Below are 18,976 nucleotides of genomic sequence, written 5' to 3' on the forward strand. Positions count from 1 at the left end.
CCGGCCCGGAACTCCGGATCAAAACGGCGTCTCGTGGTTCCTGCCACGACCAAACCTCTCTTGGTTCGGTCTCCACGTTACGAGGGGAAGCCCATGCCCACCTGTGCCCCTGGCTACCACTCGCCGAGAGAATTCACGTCCCATGAGAGCCGGATTGTGGGCTTGGTCTGGAGCACAACCGGCTCCTTGTAGTCCTCCCGGAACCACAGCTTCAGCCCTTCGTAGCCGGACCGCTCGCGCTCGACCAACAGTCTCCCGAGACACCGCAGCCGCTTGATGTACGTGATCTCCTCGCCGTCCGCGTAGAGGCTGATATACGCCTCACCCGCTGTGGGATCGATGGAGAAGAGGACCGACATTGCGCCTCGGGTGAGTTGAAATGAGTGGAGGCCGACTGGCCAATGAACGTCCTCGTGCTCGCCTTGCGGCTCGTCCTCGAAGAGCCAGATCAGTTCCGCCAGCTCGGGGATCTCCATGACGGGACCATACTCAAGGACGCCCACGGACAGCAGCAGCCTGGCACCGCGCACGCCAACCCTGCTGATCTGCCTTTTCGGCTGCCAGCAGGCATCTGGTGTTCGCGGGAGCGCGGCCTACCGCTGCATAGCTCTATAACGCTTGAGCAGGGACGTGATTTTGTCGTAGTTACGCGCGCCGTTCAGCTCGTCGAGCAGGTCGTCAGGGCACAACTCGTAGAGGTCGCCCCACCAGCGGCGCGCCTTGTTGTCCCAGATCCGGTAACCGCCAGGCACGCCTCTGGCGACATAGCGTCTCCTGCTCATGGTTGGTCACCCTGCAATCCGCCAGTCCACCGGTCAAGCGCGGCGATCAGCCCGTTGCTCGGTGAGCCACGGTGAGGAACGAACCCTATGTGGGCAGGCGAGGACGTGGTCGGCGGCTCATGGCCTTGTTCGCATGCATGTACTACGCCGCCCTCCGGCCCGCCGAGGCCATCGCTCTGCGCAAGGAGGACTGCGATCTTCCTGAGACGGGGTTGGGGACGCCTCCTCATCGACGTCTCCCGACCCGAGGTCAACAGGCAGTGGACGGACACCGGCGACGCCCACGAAGAACGCGGGCTCAAGCACCGCGGACGGGATGACGTCCGGCCTCTGCCCATCCCGCCCGCCCTGGTCAAGATCCTCCGCGACCATGTCGCCGAATTCAGGCTGGGTTCAGATGGCCGGCTCTTCCAGAGCGAACGCGGCGGTGTCGTCGCCTCGACGGCTTACACGGAGGTCTGGCAGGACGCACGCAAGCTGGCCTTCACTCCCGCACAGGTCGCCTCTCCGCTCGCCAAGCGCACCCCTACAACCTCCGACACGCGGCCGTATCCCTCTGGCTGAACGCGGGCGTCCCGGCCCCGGAGGTAGCCGAGCGGGCCGGTCACAGCGTTGACGTTCTCCTCCGCGTCTACGCCAAGTGCATCGACGGCCACCAGGAGATCGCGAACCGACGAATAGACGATGCCCTCGCAGCATGACGTACCCCTCGCAAGACCGGACCCCGGATGATCTCCGGGACCCGTTCACGTTCAGGACGTTCAACCCCCGAAACCACAGGTCCGACCTGCGAAAACAGCCTCAAGATCATTGCGCGCATATTGCGTGACCACCGACAAACGGCCGCTCAGAGCCGCCTACGACTGCATGGCCCGAAACGCAGAAGAGGCCCCGAAGGGCCTCTGACCTGCTATTACTGCGTGTGGCAGGTGCAAGGTTCGAACTTGCGTAGGCTGAGCCGACGGTTTTACAGACCGCTCCCTTTGGCCACTCGGGCAACCTGCCGTGCCATCCGCTCTCGCGGCGACAGAAAGAAGGATAGCGGACTTCGGAGGTGTACGTGACACCGGTTTGTCCTGGGCCGGATTCGGATTGTCCGCGCCTATGGGCCAACCGGCTCCGGCCCGCACGCCTGCTCGCTCGCACCTCGGTGGTCCATGTGCCCGTCGGCGCATGTGGTGGCAGGGACTGGAGGGATGCGAGGGTTCCGCGCCTCTGGCCGCGGCTGTGGGGCCGGGGAGGTGGGTTCGGGGGGACGGTAGCCGGGGCGCGATCAGCGGTGTCGGGGCTGGGCCTTCGTCGTGGGAAGGCTCATGGCTTCAGGTCGCTTCGTGGGCGGATGGCTCGGCGGCGCTGAGTGTTCGTGCCGGGTCGCAGGATGCCGGTGCTGTCGGTGCTGATGGGAGGTGGGTGAGGCTTTTGTTCAGGTGGCGTCGGAGGTCGGCGAGTTCGTCGCCGAGCGCGGCCAGGTCTCGTCCTATCTCGGTACGGACGTCGTCCAGGCGCATCAGCACCAGGAGCATCACGGGTGTGATGTCGTCAGCGGCGCGCGGGGTCCTGCCGAGCCCCCGCAAGCGCGCCACCAGATCGAGGATCTCTGCCTCTGCGTCCACTCATTCCTACTTTGCGAGGCTAGGAGGGCAATCCCCTGCGCCGGGGCTACGGCTCGGGGCTGACACGGAGAACAGTGTCAGACCCATGGCCGTCGCCGCAGCCATCGACCCAGGTCAGGGTGTGGTTTTGTGCTTCCGGCCGTCGGCGTTTTTCTCCTCCCGGCAGTGAACGGTTCCACATGGCGTGGGGGCGAAGGCGGTCGGCCGGTTCGGCGGTGGTCGGTGAGGGCTTGCGCCGGACGACGGGGGTGGGCGGATCTCATGCGTACCGGGGACGTGTGTGCGATGCCGACGTAGGTGGTGTGCGGTCGGTCTGGCGGTCGCGCCGCGTCCGTTCCAGACCGGTGGGATGGTGAAGATCGGGGCGAACCGCCACCATCTCGCGTATCGCCGTGAACCGTGATCCTCTGCGTAGTGGGCGAGCAACGGGGCGGGATCCTGCACGGGGGGCCGATGCTGGCTAGGCTCGTTCGCTGGGTCCGCGCGCTTCCGGGGCCGGACCGATTTCACCGTAGCTGAGAGGATGGCTGCTTTGGCCGATTCGTCTTTCGACATCGTCAGCAAGATCGACCGCCAGGAGGTCGACAACGCGCTCAATCAGACGGTCAAGGAGATCGGACACCGCTTCGACTTCAAGGGCACCGGGGCGAGCATCAGTTGGTCCGGGCAGAACAACATCGAGATCACGGCGAACAGCGAAGAACGGGCTAATGCCGCGCTCGACGTGTTCAAGGAGAAGGTGGTCAAGCGAGGGCTGTCGCTGAAGATTCTCGAGGCGGGCGAGCCCAGGCTGTCGGGCAAGGAGTACAAGATGCTGGTCAGCCTGAAGGAGGGCATTGACCAGGACAACGCCAAGAAGATCTCCAAGCTGATTCGCGATGAGGGGCCGAAGGGGGTCAAGGCGCAGATTCAGGGCGAGGAGCTCCGGGTCAGCTCCAAGAAGAAGGACGACCTCCAGGACGTCATCACCCTGCTGAAGGGCAAGGACCTGGACATCGCCCTGCAATTCGTGAACTACCGCTAGCCAGAGGCATGCCGTACGACTCTGAGCCGGCGCCAGGATCGCGGAGAGCGTATCCGGGGCACATGGGTGGCCGAATGCGGCGTCCGCGTACGTGCGTGACGCGCCGTTTCGTGCCCTGTGCCCCGGGCCGCTCCGGCCCAGTTGAACCCGGTTCGCGCGCCTCGGCCCGTACGTTTCGCCGCAGCGCAGGGCTGTCGTGCGATTCTGGCGTACCTCGACCGTATGCTCGGTAGCCGTGGCAAAGATCCCCCTTCGCCGGTTCACGGCACGCGCGCTGCCCGTTGACGGGCAAGATCGAGTTCTCCTGTTGCACGGCTTCGATCCGGCCGATCCTGACCGGCGGTTCTGGTTCACGATCGGCGGGGCCCTGGAAGACGGCGAGACGTTGCCGGAGGCCGCGGCGCGAGAGCTGTACGAGGAGGTCGGCATCCGGGTCGCGGCCGAGGAGTTCACCGGGCCGTATGCCGAGGCGCTGATCGAGTTCGAGTGGGGCGAGTACTCCTTCACCCAGGATCAGACCTTCTTCGCGATCCGGGTGGGCGACGATGCGGCGAACGTGTCGTTCGACCACATGGAGCAGTCGGAGAAGGACACGACGCTCGGCTATCGGTGGTGGAGCGCGGCGGAGCTCGAAAGCACCCAGGAGGTCGTCCACCCCGAGGATCTCGCGCTGATCCTGCGGAAGATCATCGCGGGTGAGACGGCCGGGTGAGCTGCCGTCCAGGTGGTGCGGGACCGGGCTGCTCGGCCGTCGCCCCCAGGCGCCTCTCCGCATCGGCGAGGTGTCGTCTGATCGTACGGTTCCGGAGACTTGGTGATGCGTCTCCTGGTCGCGGACTTGTCCGGATCGGCGCCGTACGGGCGGGGCGTCAGCGGCGGTAGCCCGCCATGCGCTCGAGGCGGGCGACCCGCTCCGAGGTGGGCGGGTGAGTGGAGAAGAGGCGGCCGAAGCCGGAGCCGCTGAACGGGTTGGCGATCATCATGTGCGAGGCCGAGGTGAGGCGGCTGTTCTCGGGGAGCGGAAGCCTGCGCGCGCCCAGCTCGATCTTGCGCAGGGCCGAGGCCAGCGCGAGCGGATCGCCGGTGAGCCTGGCACCCGACTCGTCGGCCTGGAACTCTCGCGTCCGGGAGATCGCCATCTGCACCATCGTGGCCGCCACCGGCCCGAGCACCATCATGAGCAGCGCGCCCACGAAACCCGGCCCCTCGTCGTCGTCCGAGCCGCCGAAGAACACCGCCACATAACTGACCCACGTGATCATCGTGGCGAACGCGCCGGCGACCGAGGAGATGAGGATGTCCCGGTTGTAGACGTGGGACAGCTCATGCCCGATCACGCCGCGCAGCTCGGCCTCGTTGAGCAACTGGGTGAGCCCGTACGTCACGCACACCGCGGCGTTACGCGGGCTTCTGCCGGTCGCGAACGCGTTCGGCTGCACCGTCGGCGAGATGTACAGCCGCGGCATCGGCTGCCGGGCCTCGGTGGAGAGCTCGCGAACGATCCGGTAGAGGGTGGGCTGCTCCACCTCGCTGACGGGCCTGGCACGCATGGCCGACAGTGCGATGCGGTCGGAGAAGAAGTAGGCGACCCCGTTGCTCACCAGGGCGAGCACGAGCGCGAGGCGCAGACCGGTGCCGCCGCCCAGCCACGCGCCCACCCCGACGATCAGTGCCGACAGCACACCGAGCAGAACGGCGGTGCGCAGACCGTTGTGGCGCAAGGCTCCCCCCTTCGTGGTCTGGGTTCACCACGTCCAACGATAATGACCCGGTTCCGCGTTCCCCGGCGTGCTCAGCCGAGGGCGGAGCGCGACTTGCCGTTTCGGCCCCGCCAAGCGGGGCCGAAGCGCGTTGCGGCATCGCGGCCGGTCAACGCCCCGATCCTGAGCTTCACATCAGAACGCTCCCGATCCTGAGCTTCACGTCCGGACGTCCCGATCCCGAGCTTCACGTCAGGGACGTCACGTCCAGGACGAGCTGTGGCGCGAGCGAGAACAGGACGGCCGCCGCCACGGACACGCCCACGGCGAGCCAGGCCGTCGCGGGCGGCGAGGCGAGCGCCCGGCCGCCGCCGGGGGTGAAGAGGCGAGCCGTCCAGACGGCGTAGTAGTACAGGCCGATCACCGTGTTGACGGCCATGACCACTGCCAGCCACCCGGCCCCGCCCTCGACGATCTCGCGGAAGACGAACACCTTGGCGAACAGTCCGGCCAGACCGGGCGGCAGGCCCGCCAGGCAGACCAGGCAGAACGCGAGCGCGATGCCCATCGCCGGGCGGCGGAGGACCAGGCCACGGTAGTCGTCGAGTTCGTTTCGCGTGGCCGTCCTGGACACGAGCATGACGACGGTGAACGCGCCGAGGTTCATGGCGGCGTAGATGACCAGGTATGCCGTGGAGGTGCTGATCGCTCTCGCGCTCGGCTCGACCGTGGCCGCCACCGCCAGCGGCGCCAGGATGTAGCCCGACTGCGCGACGGAGGACCAGGCCAGCAGGCGTACGGCGGAGCGTTGCCGCATCGCGAGCAGATTGCCCACGGTCATGGTGAGGGCGGCCAGGATGCCCACGATGGGAGCCCAGGTGGCGGCCTGCCCGGACAGGGCGCTCACCAGGACGAGCATCAGCCCGGCGAACCCCGCCGCCTTCGAGATGACCGAGAGCAGCGCGGCGACCGGGATCGGGGCGCCCTGGTAGACGTCGGCCGCCCACGAGTGGAACGGCACCGCGGCGATCTTGAAGGCGAAGCCCGCCACGACGAGGACCACCCCGACCGTCACGACGGCGGGCAGATCCGACCCGGCGGCCAGAGCCACGCCGGGCGCCGCCACCTGACCGCTGAACACCGCTCCCAGACGCGACAGGTAGACCGTGCCCGCGATGCCGTACAGCAGGGAGACGCCGAAGAGCATGATCGCCGTCGAGACCACCGACACCACGAACAGCTTCACCGCGGCCTCGGAGGAGCGGCCGTCATAGCGTTTCAGCGCGGTGAGGGCGAAGACGGGGAGCGAGACCAGCTCGAGCGCCACCACGAGCATGATCAGATCTCGCGAGGCGGGCAGGGTGACGGCACCGACCAGGGTGCACAGAAGCAGGAAGTACCACTCGCCCACGGGGATCGCTCCGCCGGCCAGCTCGGTCATCGACATCAGGACGACCACCACGGCGGCCACCAGCACCATGCCCGCGAACACCAGCGTGAACCCGTCCACCACGAACGAGCACAGCCCCGCGGCCTGCTCCGCGCCTCCGGCCAGGCCAGGCGGCACGCAGAAGGTCGAGCGCGGCCGTCCGTCCCCTGCCGCCTGGGCGATCACGAAGCCCAGCGAGATCAGGATGCCCGCGAGGGTGACGAGCCCCAGCCCGCTCCTGATGCCCGGGCGGGCCGGAAGGAACGCGTCGAGCAGCAGCACCAGCCCGGCCGCCAGGGCGAGCACCAGCGGGGGCGCGATCAGGAAGTAGTCGATCTGCTGGATCATGAGAGGGCTCCCAGCAGGGCTTGCACGGGGGGTGTGGACAGCGACAGGAGGAGGCCCGGCCAGAGGCCGAAGAGCAGGATCAGGATCACCAGTGGGGTCCAGGCCAGCAGCTCGTGGGTCCTGATGTCGGGCAGGGCCTCCAGAGTTGTCTGTGGCGAATTGGTGTCACTCGGGGGTCTTGGAGATTCATGTGCGGCTTCGGCCGAGGATGGGGCGAGAGCGGCCCGCGCTGGGGGCGACGTCACCGTATCTCCGGCCGCGCGGGGACGGCCGTGGGTGACGCGGGACAACATGACCAGGAAGTAGGCGGCGGTCAGGACCGCGCCCAGCCCTCCGACGACCATGTACGTGCGGAACAGGCCGCGCGGCAGCCCCTCCGCAGGCTGGAACGCCCCGAGCAGCGCCAGCATCTCCCCCCAGAACCCGGCGAGCCCCGGCAGCCCGAGGGACGCGACGGCCGCGAACGTCATCACCGAGCCCAGCCTCGGCAGCGTGGCCAGCATCCCGCCGCCCAGTGTGGGCATGTCGGCGGTGTGGTATCGATCTTTGATCGCCCCGGCGAGGAAGAACAGCAGGCCGGTGATCAGGCCGTGGGCGACGTTCGCGAAGAGGGCGCCGTTGATGCCGACGGGGGTGAGCGTGGCGAAACCGAGCAGGACGAAGCCCATGTGCCCGACCGAGGAGTAGGCGATCATACGTTTCAGGTCGCGCTGGGCCAGGCAGGCCAGGGCGCCGTACACGATGCCGACCGCCGCGAACGCCCCCAGCCATGGCGCCACCGCCGCCGCGCCCTCGGGGAGGATCGGGATCGCGATCCTGGCGAAACCGTACGTGCCCATCTTCAGCAACACGCCCGCGAGCAGCACGGAGCCGACGGTGGGAGCCTCGGTGTGGGCGTCGGGCAGCCAGGTGTGCAGCGGCCACATGGGGGTCTTCACGGCCAGGCCGATGCCGATCGCCACGAATGCCAGGATCTGCACCGACCTGGACATCCCCGCGCCGTGGGACGCGCTCAGCGCCTCGATGTCGAGCGTGCCGGTCTGCGCCCACACCAGCAGCAGGCCGAGCAGCATGACGACCGAGCCGAGCAGCGTGTAGAGGATGAACTTGATCGACGCCGCCCTGCGTCCGTCGCCGCCCCAGATGCCGATCAGGAAGTACATCGGGATCAGGACGATCTCGAAGAAGACGAAGAAGAGCAGCAGGTCGAGGGCGAGGAACGTACCGATCATGCCGACTTCGAGCACCAGCACCGTGAACACGAGCGCTCTCGGCCTGGCCCGCATGAACTCCTTCGCCCCCCGGGCGCGTCCCCAGCTCAGGTAGACGAAGCACAGGAAGGTCAGCAGGGCCGTCAGCGTGATCAGCGGCAGCGAGACGCCGTCGACACCGAGGTGGAAGCGCAGCCCGAGCCCGGGGATCCACGGCAGGTCGACCTCGGACTGCATCCGCGCCGGACGGCTGTGGTCGAAGGCCGCCACGAGTGCGACGCTGAGAGCGAGCGTGACGCCCGAGAAGATCAGCCCGTACGTACGGAGCAGCGGGCCGAGCGCCCGCGGCGCGAGGAGGAGCAGGAGCGCGCCGGCCAGCGGTACGGCGAGGAGCGCGACGGGGATCCAGCCCATCATGTGAACACCACCGCCCCCACCGCGATCAACAGGACACCGGCCAGCAGCCCGCTCACGTAGAGCTGGACGTTGCCGTTCTGGGCGAGTCGCAACACGCCGGACAATCTACGGGCCGACCTGCCCGAGCCGCGTACCGCGCCGTCGACGACCGTGTCATCCGTCCTGACGACCAGCCTGGCCAGGGCCAGCACCGGGCGGACGAACAGGGCGGCGTAGAGGGTGTCCAGATGGAACGCCCGCTCACAAGGCGCTCTCAGCGGGCCCAGGAGACGGGCCGGGTCGGCGACGGGGTCGAGACGCCACAAGACGTAGACCGCGCCCGCGCCCAGCGCCGTGAGCACGACGCTGATGCCCGCCACGCCGAGGTCGAGGTGCGGCTCCCCGGCGAAGCCCAGCAGCAGGGCGGGGGCGGCGAGGAGAACCAGGGGAACGAGCATCGTGCGGGGGGCTTCGGTGACGTCCACGATGTGGGCGGTGCCGGGGTGGGGCTCCGGGAGCGCCACGGCCCGCGCCTCGCCGAAGAAGGTGCGCAGCCAGGCTCGGGTGGCGTACGCGCCGGTGACGGCCACGGTCGCGAGCGCGCAGCCGTACAGGAGGAGGGCGGCCGCGTCGGTCAGGCCGCCCGCGGTCAGGGCGTCGTCCATGGCGAGGAGGACGCCGTCCTTGCTGAAGAAGCCGCTGGCCGGCGGGATGCCCATCAGGGCGGCGAACCCGATCGTCATCGTCACGAACGTGACCGGCTGCTCGCGGCGCAGGCCGCCCATCCGGCTCATCAGGTTGGAGCCGACGTGGTGGATCACCGCGCCCGCGCAGAGGAACAGCAGGGCCTTGAACGCGCCGTGGGTGAGGAGGTGGAAGACCGCCGCCGTGTCGGAACCCGCGGCCAGCGCGCCCGCCATGTAGGCGAGCTGACTGATCGTGGAGTAGGCGAGCACGCGTTTCAGGTCGTCCTGGGCCAGTGCGGCCAGGGCGGCGCCCAGCATGCCCAGGGCGGCGAGGACGGCCAGCACGTCGAGCGTGGGACGGGCGGCCAGGAACGCCGGGAACAGCCTGGCCACGATGAAGATGCCCGCGGCCACCATGGTGGCCGCGTGGATCAGGGCACTGATCGGCGTCGGGCCCGCCATGGCGTCGGGGAGCCACGTGTGCAGCGGCACCTGCGCACTCTTGCCCGCAACCCCGGCCAGCAGGAGCATCGTGGCCGTCACGAGCGTGGCCGCGGACATCTCCGGCACCTTCGCCAGCACGTCGGCGATGCGGAAGCTGCCCGCCGCCGTCCCCAGTACGAAGATGCCGAACAGGAAGCCCACGTCACCGAGGCGGGTGACGAGGAACGCCTTCACCGCGGCGCGCGAATTGCCGCGATCTTCCCACCAGTGTCCGATGAGGAGGTAGGAGCAGAGGCCCATGATCTCCCAGCCCACGTACAGGACCAGGAGGTCGCCCGCGTAGATCACCAGGAGCATGGCGCTGGTGAACAGGCTGATGAACGCGCTGTAGGAGGGGTAGCGCGGGTCGCCCTTGAGGTAGCCGACGGAATAGACCTGTACGGCGAGCGCCACCAGGGTCACCAGCACGCCGAGGACGCCCGACAGGGCGTCGGCCTGGAGGGTGAGCGAGATCGGAACGCCACCCGTGACGATCGTGCCGTAGGTCTGACTCGTGGGTGCGCCGGTGGGGAGCGTGCCGGTGGCGAGCGTGGCAGTGGCGAGTGTGGCCGGGCCGGTGAAGTAGGCGAATCCCGGACCCCAGGCCAGCCAGGTCGCCAGGACCGCGGAGGCGGTCGTGGGGAGGATGGCGATCCAGGCCGCTCGGGTGTTGGCTCGTTCGCCCGCCTTCTGGTGAGAGTGGCCGTCTTGTGTTGCCGCCGCGCGGAGGCCAGGCCGGCGGGAGAGCAGGAGGCCCGCGAAGGCTGCCAGGAACGGCAGGAGAACGGCCAGCAGCGGGAACGTCGTCATTGCGCCCCACCGCCTCGCCTGCCGCGCTGCTCGCCGTCACTACCGTCACCGCGCCCCTCTTCGGAGGCGGGATGCTGTTGATCGGGTCGCTCTTGGCCGGAACTCTGTCGGCCGGGACTCTGCTGGTCGGAGCGCTGCTGATCGGAATGGTGCTGATCGGTTCGCACTTGGCTGGAGCGGTCGGATGGAGTGCCAGAGGCCGGGGCCAGGGCCGGCGAGAGGCCCGTTGTCTCGGCGGAGGCGAGGTGTTCGTCGGCGGGCTCCGCGAGGTCGCGGAGGTGGTCGATGTCGACGGTACGGCGGTTGCGGAAGAGCGCCAGCACGATCGCGAGGCCCAGGCCCACTTCGGCGGCCGCGATGACGATGACGAAGAGGGTGAGCACCTGACCGCTGTGCAGGCGATCGCCCAGCCACACGTCGAACGCGACCAGGTTGAGGTTGACGGCATTGAGCATCAGCTCGACCGACATCAGCACGAGGATCGTGTTGCGTCGGGCGAGCACGCCGTACACGCCGATGGAGAACAGGAGTGCCGAGACGACTGCCGGGTAGACGATGTGCACTAGTTCCCCCCGGTCTGGTCAGGTGGCGGGTCGCCCACGGTCCGGCCAGGCGGTGAGGCGGGCCCCGTCCCATCGGGTGGTGAGGCGGGCCCCGTCCGATCGGGTGAACCGTGGGGGAGGTCGTCGGGCCGCTCGGGGAATCCGGCGGGCTGGTCAGGCGAACGGGCGACTCCGCCATCCCGCCCAGGGGTGCGTTGGCCCGATGAACCGGGCAGCGCGTCTGCGCGGCGGCCCGTCGGAGCGTTCGTGACCTCCGGTTGCCGGTCCGGAGGGTTGGGGGGAGCTGCTGCCCGTGGGCCGGTTGCGCCGCCGGGGATGTCGGTGCGGGAGAGGACGATGGCGCCGATCAGGGCGGCCAGCAGGAGCACGGAGAGCGCTTCGAACGGCAGGACCCAGGTGGCGAACACGCTGGCGCCGATTTCCCTGGCGGCTCCCGGGCCGGGGGTGAGCGGCGCGTAGGCCGTACGGAAACCGTCGATCACCACGGTGACCAGGATCGCGGCCGTCGCCACGGCCACGAGGCCCGCCGTCACCTTGTTGCCGCTGTCAAGGTCGGCGGAGCGACCGATCGGCGCGCGGGTCAGCATGATGCCGAACAGCAGCAGCACGACGACCGCACCCACGTAGATGAGCACCTGCACCCAGGCCACGAACTCGGCGGTCAGTACGAGATAGCCTCCGGCCAGCGCGCCGAAGCACAGCACCAGCCAGAGTGCGGCATGAACGAGTTGTCTGGTCGTGACGACAAGCAGCGCCGATCCAACCGCTACCGCGCCCAGGAGCAAAAAGACGATCTCTTGCCCGGTGGGTGACAGGTAGGAGGGCACCGCCTCGGTCACGACTCCTCCTCGGACTCCCTCGTCTCGTCAGGACCGAGCCGCCCGGGAGGACGGATGGACCGTGGATCGGCCATCCTGCGCCTGCGGGGGCTCGCGGCAGAAGTCTGCACCTCCGGATCGGGCTTCGATCGCGGTTCGCCCGAGGCTGTGGACAACTCGCCCGGGGGCGGTCGACCTGTGGATGAAGCCTGCCTCGGGTCTGGCTCCTCAGCCTGATCCAGTTGCCCGGCCTGGCCGGGATCCGGCTCCTCAGCCTGCTCCGACTCCCTGGCTTGACCGGGATCCGGCTCCACAGACTGATCCGGCACCCTGGCCTGTCCGAGGTCCGGCTCCGCGGCCTGCTCCGACTCCCTGTCCTGGTCCTTGGGTCGGGGCGTTCGCGTGGGAGTGGCGGTGGTCGTTGGCTCCGCGTCGCCGCCTGTCGTCTTGTGCGACGGGCCGGCGGCGTCTTCACCAGGCGGTTTGGTCTGAGGAGTGGACGGGAGGGCGCCCGGTGGGCGGATCCCCCGCACGTTCGTCATCGGGCGCCGGCCACGCCTTTCTGTTGGGCGTTCTGACGGGCCGGGCTCGGAGGTGTTTGCGGCGGCGGGCTCGGGAGGTGGGGTGGTGGTTCCCTGGGGTTCGTTGGCGGGAGTCTCGTTCGCCTGGGTTTGTACGGGCTTGCGTGCCTCTGGAGAGGTACGGGAGTGCTGGGCCCCCGCCGTACGGGCCGGGCGGTCGGATGCCGGGCGTCGAGGCGCGGCCGTCAACTCCTTGGGGGGCTCGGCGCCCGGGTCGTGGGCCGGAGGCGGCGGGACGGTCTGGGCCCAGGCGGCCAGCGTGTCCTTTTCGTGGAGGAGGTTACGGATGTCGCCTTCCGCGTACTCGAACTCCGGGGACCAGAAGAGCGCGTCGAACGGGCAGACCTCGATGCAGATGCCGCAGTACATGCACAGGGCGAAGTCGATCGCGAAGCGGTCGAGGACGTTACGCTGGCGGGGACGGCCGCCCTCGGGAGCCGGGATCGTCTCCTTGTGCGAGTCGATGTAGATGCACCAGTCGGGGCACTCTCGGGCACAGAGCATGCAAGAGGTGCAGTTTTCCTCAACTAGGGCGATGACTCCTCGGCTGCGGGGCGGCAGGACGGGCTTGACCTCGGGATATTGCTGCGTAACCGATTTGCGCAGCATGTGGCGAAGGGTGATGGACAACCCCTTTGCCAGTCCGACTCCCGGTATCCGCGCCATGGCTCAACATCATGGCGCACTTGGCCGCGCAGGTGAATGTGTCAGCGCGTTGTCCCCAGTTTTTCCACAGCCGTCCACAGGCTACGGGGTGGTTATCCACAGGCTGTGCGCATGCCCGATATGAACCACGGCATGGCGATAGTCTCTCGGCCATGCAGCACAGCCATCCGATCCGCCCGAGTGGCCTGAGGTGGACGGCCGCCGTCGTGTGGGCCTGTCTGCCCTTGTTCACGTGCGGCATCGCGACCCCGTTCACCATCGGGATCGCGGCGTTCTGGCTGCGCAACGTCTGGCATGGTGTGGCCGCGTCCGTCTATCTGGTCGGCATCGGGTCGTTCCTGATCGCGGCGGTGGCGTACGACACTTACGAAGACTTCCCCGAGCCCCTGGCCATGCTGGTCTCGATGGGGCTCCTGATTAGCTGGCTCGGCGGGGTCATCCACTCGGGGATCTTAGTGCCCTCCATGGCGCGGGCCCGACTGGCCCCGATTGCGCGTCCGCCCGTTGACCTGCGACAACGGGTCACCGCGCCCACCCATCACCCGCGGCACGGCGAGCCGGAGTGGATCGGGCACTATCGGCTGCTGCAGCCGCTCGGGCGCGGCGGGCAGGGGGCGGTCTACCTGGCCATGGCGCCGAACGGGGTGCGGGTGGCCGTCAAGGTGCTGCACGATCTGGTCGACGACGTGGCCAGGGCCAGGTTCGCGCGGGAGGTGGAGGCGGCGCGGCGGGTGGCCACGTTTTCCACAGCCCGCGTGCTCGACGTGAACATCAGCAGCCGACGCGCGTACATTGTCAGCGAGTACGTGGAGGGCCCGTCGCTCGAACAGCTCGTCAAGAAGTACGGCCCTCGTGACGAAGACAGCTTGACGCGGCTGGCGTTGTCCACGGCCGGGGCGCTGGCGGCCATCCACAAGGCAGGGGTCGTTCATCGCGACTTCAAGCCGAGCAATGTGCTGATCGGTCACGACGGGCCGCGGGTGATCGACTTCGGGATCGCGCGGGCGCTCGATCAGGTGACGATGACGTCAGGGAAAATGGTGGGGACACCGCCGTACATGTCGCCCGAGCAGCTCACGGGCGAGTCGGTGGGGTCGGCTTCTGACGTGTTCAGTTGGGCCGTGACGATGATGTTCGCGGCTACGGGAAAGCCGGTGTTCGGTGAGGACACGGTGCCGGCGGTGTTCCACCGGGTGCTGACCTTCCATCCGGATCTGTCGCCGCTCCCACCCGCCTTACGTGGAGTCGTGGGAGCTTGTCTGAGCAAGCGGGCGGAGGAGCGGCCGTCGGCTTCGGATGTGATGCTGGCGATCGTCCGCTGAGCCCGGCGGGGCTGGAGCGGTGTGCGGCGGGGCTGGGCTGGGCGAACGAGCCTCAGATGGTGTCCGGCGGTGCCCGGCAGGGCCAAGTGCTGCCTGGCTGGGGCCGGAGGGTGCCCGACAGGTTCTCGGTGGTCCTGGCGGGCCGGGTGGTGCCTGGCGAGGGCCGGATGGGTGGACCGGCGGGAGCCGGATGGCACCTGGCAGGAGCTGGATGGTGGGCCGGCTGAGGACGGCAGCGGGCGGCGGGGGTCGGTGAAGGCCGCAGGCCCGGTGAAGGCCGCAGGCCCGGTGAAGGCCGCAGGCCCGGTGAAGGCCGCAGGCCCGGTGAAGGCCGCAGGCCCGGTGAAGGCCGCAGGCCCGGTGAAGGCCGCAGGCCGGTGGTTGGGTTAGGGGGTGGCTTCTCGGCTGTTCGTGGTCAGGTTCAGATATTCGTCGTGTGACACCTGATGTACGGCCAGGTGTAGGTCATGGCGTTTCGCGAAGTGTTCCACCTCTTGAGGGGGCCATGCGCCAGGGAGATGGTGGAGCGGGTGGCCGGCGATGTCCAGGATGAAGAGGCCGGTCAGCCTCTCGTAGCGGTAGAGGAGGAGGCTGAATGCCTGGCCGGGGCGGGCGCCCAGACGCACCTCGCCAATGACCGTGTTGCCCTGGGTGATGTTGAGCTTGTTGAAGGATCCCAGGGTGAGGTTGGGGCCGCCGTACGGGCCGATGGTCAGGCCGCGCTTGCGGCGCAAACGGTGGAGTCTGGCCAGTACGGGACGGAGGAGAAGCAACGCAGGACTGAAGAGCACCCATAACCATTTGATCTCAAGTATTTCCAGGAGGAACCGGCCGAGCATCGACAGGCCGCGCCATGCCGCCCACAGCCCTACGGAGAGGAGGTAGACCATCAGCGCGGCACCGGCGAGTCCCGCCGCGATGACCATCGCTTTGCGCCATCTGCCCGGGGAAGGGGGCTTGAGGCCGTGGATACGTTGCCAGCCGGCGGCGCGAGACGCGAGGATCGCGCGGACCTTGTTGGAGGGGTGCCAACGAGCGTCGTGCAACGGGATTCCGGCGCGGCGGGCGAACTCCTCCAGGTGCGGCGCATGCCAGTCGCCCGGTAAGTCGAGCAGGACCAGACCGTCATCGCCGAGGGCCGCCACGCCTTGGACCTGGTGATCCCCGTCTAGGTCGTGGCTGTAGTGGAGGAGACGGGCGGGCGTGAGGGTTAGCGAATTGCCGGAGTGCGGGTCGGTTACGGTCAGGGATTGGTGATCGGGGGAAGTGAGGGTGGTCGTCGGGCAGCGGCCGTTCTTGGTCGCGCTTGCGCATGGCTGGAGTTGCTTCACGTGTCGTATCCCCCTATTGGCCCCTTGTTGAGGTACGACGAGCATGGCGGAGTCGAGGTTCCGCGGGGGCTTCCGGGATGCCTTTGCGCTGCTGGTGGCGCTCCCGTGGATGCGGCCCAACCCCATGAACCCCAACCTCGTGGACGCGACCTGCGGACGCAACCCAACCCGTGGACGCAAGCATGGTGCTCGCCTGGCGCGGATGGTGACCTTTGGGAGGTCGGAGCCGGGAGGCCGGAGGCGGGAGGCCGGAGGCGGGAGGCCGGAGGCGGGAGGCGTTCGGTTGGAGTGGTGGCGTGATCTGACGAGTTTGTTGGGTGGGTGCTCTTCCCGTCTGGACGGTGTTCTGGTGGATGGGGTGCGGTCCCAGGAGGGCTGGGCTTTGTCCTGGTGGGGCCGGGTGGGTTGGGTGGTGTGTCGGTGTCGGTGTCGGTGTCGGGGGTTGGGGGTCCGGTGTCGGGGGTCTGGGGTCGGTGTCGGGGGTTGGGGGTTGGGGGGTCGGGGGTGGGGGTCGGTTCAGATGAGGACCTTGATGATGCCGGTGAGGGCCAGTTGGGCGAGGGCCAGCGGTACGAGGACCGCCCAGGCCAGTTTCTGGAGCTGGTCCTCGCGGAGCCGCGGGTACGTCACCCGCAGCCAGATCACGACGAACGCCAGCAGGAAGACCTTCACCAGGGTCCACAGCCAGCCGGGCAGGAACGGGCCCTGCCAGCCGCCCAGGAACAGGACCGTGGTCAGGAAGGACAGGACGACGATACCGGCGTACTCGGAGAGCATGAAGAGCGCGAAGCGCATGCCGGTGTACTCGGTCATGGGGCCCATGATGATCTCGGACTCGGCGATCGGCATGTCGAACGGGGGGCGGCGGAGCTCGGCGAGCCCGGCCAGGAAGAACACGATGCCGCCGATCGCCTGCCAGGGCAGCCACCACCACTGCCAGGCCTCGACGATCCCGGGCAGCGACAGCGTGCCCGCGGCCATGGCCACGGAGGAGGCGGCGAGGACGAGCGGCAGTTCGTACGACATGAGCTGGGCCGCCGAGCGCATCCCGCCGAGGACGGAATACTTGTTGGCGGAGGCCCACCCCGCCATGATCGAGCCCAGGACGCCGATCCCCATGACGGCGAGGACGAAGAAGAGTCCGAGGTCGAGGTCCACGGCCACCCGGCCGCGGTCGATGGGGATGACGATCAGGACGACCAGGTACGGCACCAGCGCCACACCAGGGGCGATCATGAAGATGCGGCGGTCGGCCGCGGCGGGGATGACGTCCTCCTTCTGGGCGAACTTCACCCCGTCGGCGATGAGCTGCGCCCAGCCGTGGAAGCCGCCCGCGTACATGGGGCCGAGGCGCGACTGCATGTGGGCCATGACCTTGTGTTCCGTCTGCCCGATGATCAGGGGCAGCACCAGGAACACGATGAGGATGACGGCGAAGCTCAGCACCACTTCAAGCATCGGGCGGCCCCCAGTCGGCTGGTACTCCTGGCGGAAGCGTCTTGCGGCGGCTCGGAGCGCCGTGTCCTGACTCGCCGGGCTCCTTGGCGCCGGGCCAGGGCTTGGCCACGCGGGCGGCGAGAATGAAATCCTTGCGGAGCGGGTGACCTTCGAAGCCGTCGGGCAGCAGGAGGGGGATGAGGTTGGGGTGGTCGTCGAAGATCACACCGAACATCTCGTACGTCTCGCGCTCGTGCCAGTTCGCGCCCCGGTAGACGCCGACGGCGGTGGGCAGGTGAGGGCTGTCACGGGAGACGCGGGTGCGGAGGAGCAGCCGACTTCCGGCGGTCGGGTTGTAGACGTGGGCGACGATGACGAAGGAGTCGGGTGGCTCGTCGACGCCGGTCAGCCAGTCGAAGAAGGCGTGGTCGAGGTCGTCGCGGACGTACGTGAGCAGTTCGATCCAGTCGGCGGGGGCGACGTCGACGGTGGTGTCGCCGTACGACTCGGAGATCTGGGCGCGGTCGCCGAAGCGCTCCGCGATCCCCTCCTGGCCGGTCACGCCTCCTCCGGTCGGGCCTCGGACTCCGGGCTCGGCTCAGGTGCTCGGCGGGGCTCGGACTCCGGTTGGCTCCCGGGTGCCGGTCGTCGCTGCCCGGATGCCTGGTGGGGCTCCGGGCCTGGTCGCGTCGCGGACTCCGAGTGCGTCTCCTGCTCTGGCCGGGGCGGGTCGTTCGGATGCGTCTCCAGGGCGGGCTGCGGTTGCGCATGGGGGCGGGACCACACGTAGCGGTCGCTCAGCTTCTCCCCTGCGATCTTCTCCTGGAGTTTCGTGATGCCGTACAGGAGGGACTCGGGTCGGGGTGGGCAGCCGGGGACGTAGACGTCCACGGGGATGATCTGATCCACACCGTTGGTGACGCAGTAGGAGTCCCAGTACGGGCCGCCGCTGTTGGAGCAGGCGCCGAACGAGATCACGTATTTGGGGTCGGGCATCTGCTCGTAGAGGCGCTTCACGGCGGGCGCCATCTTGTCGGTGACCGTGCCCGAGACGATCATGAGGTCGGCCTGTCTGGGGCCGTTCGCGAACGGGATCACGCCGAAGCGGATGAAGTCGTGGCGGCTCGTCGAGGCCGCGATGAACTCGATGGCGCAGCAGGCCAGCCCGAAGTTGAACACCCACAGGGAATAGCGGCGGCCCCAGTTGAGGATGAAGCGCATGGGCTTGGGCGCCAAGCGCGAGATGGGGCCCACTGTGGGCATCGGGAGATCCGTGGCGGCCATATGACCATTCTTGCGCGGATCGAAGATGCGGCAAAGGAATCCTCCTGGCGCGCGACCGGCGGGTCGGGCAGTGCGTGGTGTCGGATCTGCCTCCGGGATGTTCGTGATGATCTCTGGGGATGTTCGTGATGGTGGTGGAGACCCGTCCCTATCGCGGGTCTCGGTCGCCTGGGCCCGCTCCAGTCACCAACCTCGCCGCCGTGGACGGTGCTGGGCTGGGGATGGACGGGGTGGTGTGGTGGAGAAGGAAAAGGGGATCGGAGCGCGGTGTTGTGGGTGAGGGGGGTGGTGTAAGCGCGGGTGGTGTTGCGGGTGGGGCGCCGTCCTGGGCGACGGCGTGCCCTGGGTGACGTCAGTGACGCAGGTGACGGCAGTTCGATCATCGTGACGGGAGTGTCGATGGTGACGGGCAGACGTGGATGAGATGTGGGGGGATGCGATGTGGGGCGCGCGGTGGGGGGTGAGGGAGGTGCGGGGGTGAGGGAGGTGCGG

General features: G+C 68.5%; 16 protein-coding genes, 1 tRNA gene and 1 pseudogene. 3 read left to right on the forward strand and 15 right to left on the reverse strand.

The genetic code is table 11. The features are described 5' to 3' along the window. Nucleotides 1–113: 113 nt before the first annotated feature. The 4 genes from ACZ6S0_RS49515 to ACZ6S0_RS49530 all read right to left on the reverse strand — a co-directional run bounded on the left by ACZ6S0_RS49515 (nucleotide 114) and on the right by ACZ6S0_RS49530 (nucleotide 2,395). Nucleotides 114–476, reverse strand: a complete 363-nt coding sequence (locus tag ACZ6S0_RS49515) for a hypothetical protein (RefSeq protein ID WP_465927514.1) — start codon at nucleotides 474–476, stop codon at nucleotides 114–116. Between the two features lie 117 nt (nucleotides 477–593). After that, the gene (locus tag ACZ6S0_RS49520) at nucleotides 594–782 is read right to left on the reverse strand and encodes a hypothetical protein (protein WP_465927516.1); all 189 of its coding nucleotides are present in this window, start codon (nucleotides 780–782) and stop codon (nucleotides 594–596) included. A gap of 923 nt (nucleotides 783–1,705) precedes the next feature. Beyond that, a tRNA-Tyr gene (locus tag ACZ6S0_RS49525) sits at nucleotides 1,706–1,787 on the reverse strand. Nucleotides 1,788–2,101: 314 nt separating this feature from the next. Beyond that, entirely contained in the window at nucleotides 2,102–2,395 is a 294-nt protein-coding gene (locus tag ACZ6S0_RS49530; RefSeq protein WP_465927518.1) for a hypothetical protein, read from the reverse strand. A 523-nt stretch (nucleotides 2,396–2,918) separates the two neighbouring features. Here ACZ6S0_RS49530 and ACZ6S0_RS49535 point away from each other — a divergent pair. Beyond that, entirely contained in the window at nucleotides 2,919–3,419 is a 501-nt protein-coding gene (locus ACZ6S0_RS49535; protein ID WP_465927520.1) for a YajQ family cyclic di-GMP-binding protein, read from the forward strand. 235 nt (nucleotides 3,420–3,654) lie between these two features. Further along, the gene (locus ACZ6S0_RS49540) at nucleotides 3,655–4,131 is read left to right on the forward strand and encodes an NUDIX hydrolase (protein WP_465927522.1); all 477 of its coding nucleotides are present in this window, start codon (nucleotides 3,655–3,657) and stop codon (nucleotides 4,129–4,131) included. A 157-nt stretch (nucleotides 4,132–4,288) separates the two neighbouring features. Here ACZ6S0_RS49540 and htpX read toward each other — a convergent pair whose 3' ends face one another. The 7 genes and pseudogenes from htpX to ACZ6S0_RS49575 form a co-directional block, all read right to left on the reverse strand. Then, nucleotides 4,289–5,140 (reverse strand): zinc metalloprotease HtpX, encoded by an 852-nt coding sequence (gene htpX / locus ACZ6S0_RS49545; RefSeq protein ID WP_465927524.1) that lies wholly within the window; start codon nucleotides 5,138–5,140, stop codon nucleotides 4,289–4,291. A 226-nt stretch (nucleotides 5,141–5,366) separates the two neighbouring features. Then, nucleotides 5,367–6,896, reverse strand: a complete 1,530-nt coding sequence (locus ACZ6S0_RS49550; RefSeq protein ID WP_465927526.1) for an NADH-quinone oxidoreductase subunit N — start codon at nucleotides 6,894–6,896, stop codon at nucleotides 5,367–5,369. Then, entirely contained in the window at nucleotides 6,893–8,524 is a 1,632-nt protein-coding gene (locus ACZ6S0_RS49555; RefSeq protein WP_465927528.1) for a complex I subunit 4 family protein, read from the reverse strand. Before ACZ6S0_RS49555 ends, ACZ6S0_RS49550 begins: the two co-directional genes overlap by 4 nt. Next, nucleotides 8,521–10,482: an NADH-quinone oxidoreductase subunit 5 family protein gene (locus tag ACZ6S0_RS49560; protein ID WP_465927530.1), complete on the reverse strand. Its 1,962-nt coding sequence runs from the start codon at nucleotides 10,480–10,482 to the stop codon at nucleotides 8,521–8,523. Before ACZ6S0_RS49560 ends, ACZ6S0_RS49555 begins: the two co-directional genes overlap by 4 nt. Before the next feature lie 260 nt (nucleotides 10,483–10,742). Then, nucleotides 10,743–11,045, reverse strand: a pseudogene (gene nuoK / locus ACZ6S0_RS49565) (NADH-quinone oxidoreductase subunit NuoK); the annotation flags it as partial. Then, a complete protein-coding gene (locus tag ACZ6S0_RS49570; RefSeq protein WP_465927532.1) occupies nucleotides 11,045–11,884 on the reverse strand; it encodes an NADH-quinone oxidoreductase subunit J family protein in 840 nt (279 codons plus the stop codon). The gene ACZ6S0_RS49570 and the pseudogene nuoK, both read right to left, overlap by 1 nt. Next, nucleotides 11,881–12,948, reverse strand: a complete 1,068-nt coding sequence (locus ACZ6S0_RS49575) for a 4Fe-4S binding protein (RefSeq protein WP_465927534.1) — start codon at nucleotides 12,946–12,948, stop codon at nucleotides 11,881–11,883. The genes ACZ6S0_RS49570 and ACZ6S0_RS49575 overlap by 4 nt, the downstream gene beginning before the upstream one ends. Nucleotides 12,949–13,262: 314 nt before the next feature. Between ACZ6S0_RS49575 and ACZ6S0_RS49580 the strand changes: the two genes are divergently transcribed. Then, nucleotides 13,263–14,432: a serine/threonine-protein kinase gene (locus ACZ6S0_RS49580; RefSeq protein ID WP_465927536.1), complete on the forward strand. Its 1,170-nt coding sequence runs from the start codon at nucleotides 13,263–13,265 to the stop codon at nucleotides 14,430–14,432. 386 nt (nucleotides 14,433–14,818) lie between these two features. On the opposite strand, the gene ACZ6S0_RS49585 is transcribed toward ACZ6S0_RS49580, so the two are convergent. From ACZ6S0_RS49585 to ACZ6S0_RS49600, 4 genes are all read right to left on the reverse strand, one after another. Then, on the reverse strand, nucleotides 14,819–15,763 hold the full coding sequence (locus tag ACZ6S0_RS49585) for a hypothetical protein (RefSeq protein ID WP_465927538.1): 945 nt from the start codon (nucleotides 15,761–15,763) through the stop codon (nucleotides 14,819–14,821). 516 nt (nucleotides 15,764–16,279) lie between these two features. Beyond that, nucleotides 16,280–17,221, reverse strand: a complete 942-nt coding sequence (gene nuoH / locus ACZ6S0_RS49590) for an NADH-quinone oxidoreductase subunit NuoH (protein ID WP_465927540.1) — start codon at nucleotides 17,219–17,221, stop codon at nucleotides 16,280–16,282. Then, nucleotides 17,214–17,762, reverse strand: coding sequence for an NADH-quinone oxidoreductase subunit C (locus ACZ6S0_RS49595; RefSeq protein WP_465927542.1), 549 nt, complete (start codon nucleotides 17,760–17,762; stop codon nucleotides 17,214–17,216). The genes nuoH and ACZ6S0_RS49595 overlap by 8 nt, the downstream gene beginning before the upstream one ends. Beyond that, complete coding sequence (locus ACZ6S0_RS49600) at nucleotides 17,759–18,463, reverse strand: NADH-quinone oxidoreductase subunit B (protein ID WP_465927544.1); 705 nt, start codon at nucleotides 18,461–18,463, stop codon at nucleotides 17,759–17,761. Before ACZ6S0_RS49600 ends, ACZ6S0_RS49595 begins: the two co-directional genes overlap by 4 nt. Between the last annotated feature and the right edge of the window lie 513 nt (nucleotides 18,464–18,976).

The sequence above is a fragment of the Nonomuraea sp. NPDC051298 genome, from assembly GCF_055586305.1.

What these genes read in the sequence shown, in the direction of transcription:
- ACZ6S0_RS49520 (WP_465927516.1), bottom strand. Translation starts at nt 782, where the DNA reads ATGAGCAGGAGACGCTATGTCGCCAGAGGCGTGCCTGGCGGTTACCGG.
- ACZ6S0_RS49515 (WP_465927514.1), bottom strand. Translation starts at nt 476, where the DNA reads ATGGAGATCCCCGAGCTGGCGGAACTGATCTGGCTCTTCGAGGACGAG.
- ACZ6S0_RS49575 (WP_465927534.1), bottom strand. Translation starts at nt 12,948, where the DNA reads ATGCTCTGTGCCCGAGAGTGCCCCGACTGGTGCATCTACATCGACTCG.
- nuoH (WP_465927540.1), bottom strand. Translation starts at nt 17,221, where the DNA reads ATGCTTGAAGTGGTGCTGAGCTTCGCCGTCATCCTCATCGTGTTCCTG.
- ACZ6S0_RS49550 (WP_465927526.1), bottom strand. Translation starts at nt 6,896, where the DNA reads ATGATCCAGCAGATCGACTACTTCCTGATCGCGCCCCCGCTGGTGCTC.
- ACZ6S0_RS49555 (WP_465927528.1), bottom strand. Translation starts at nt 8,524, where the DNA reads ATGATGGGCTGGATCCCCGTCGCGCTCCTCGCCGTACCGCTGGCCGGC.
- ACZ6S0_RS49535 (WP_465927520.1), top strand. Translation starts at nt 2,919, where the DNA reads ATGGCTGCTTTGGCCGATTCGTCTTTCGACATCGTCAGCAAGATCGAC.
- ACZ6S0_RS49580 (WP_465927536.1), top strand. Translation starts at nt 13,263, where the DNA reads ATGCAGCACAGCCATCCGATCCGCCCGAGTGGCCTGAGGTGGACGGCC.
- ACZ6S0_RS49560 (WP_465927530.1), bottom strand. Translation starts at nt 10,482, where the DNA reads ATGACGACGTTCCCGCTGCTGGCCGTTCTCCTGCCGTTCCTGGCAGCC.
- ACZ6S0_RS49600 (WP_465927544.1), bottom strand. Translation starts at nt 18,463, where the DNA reads ATGCCCACAGTGGGCCCCATCTCGCGCTTGGCGCCCAAGCCCATGCGC.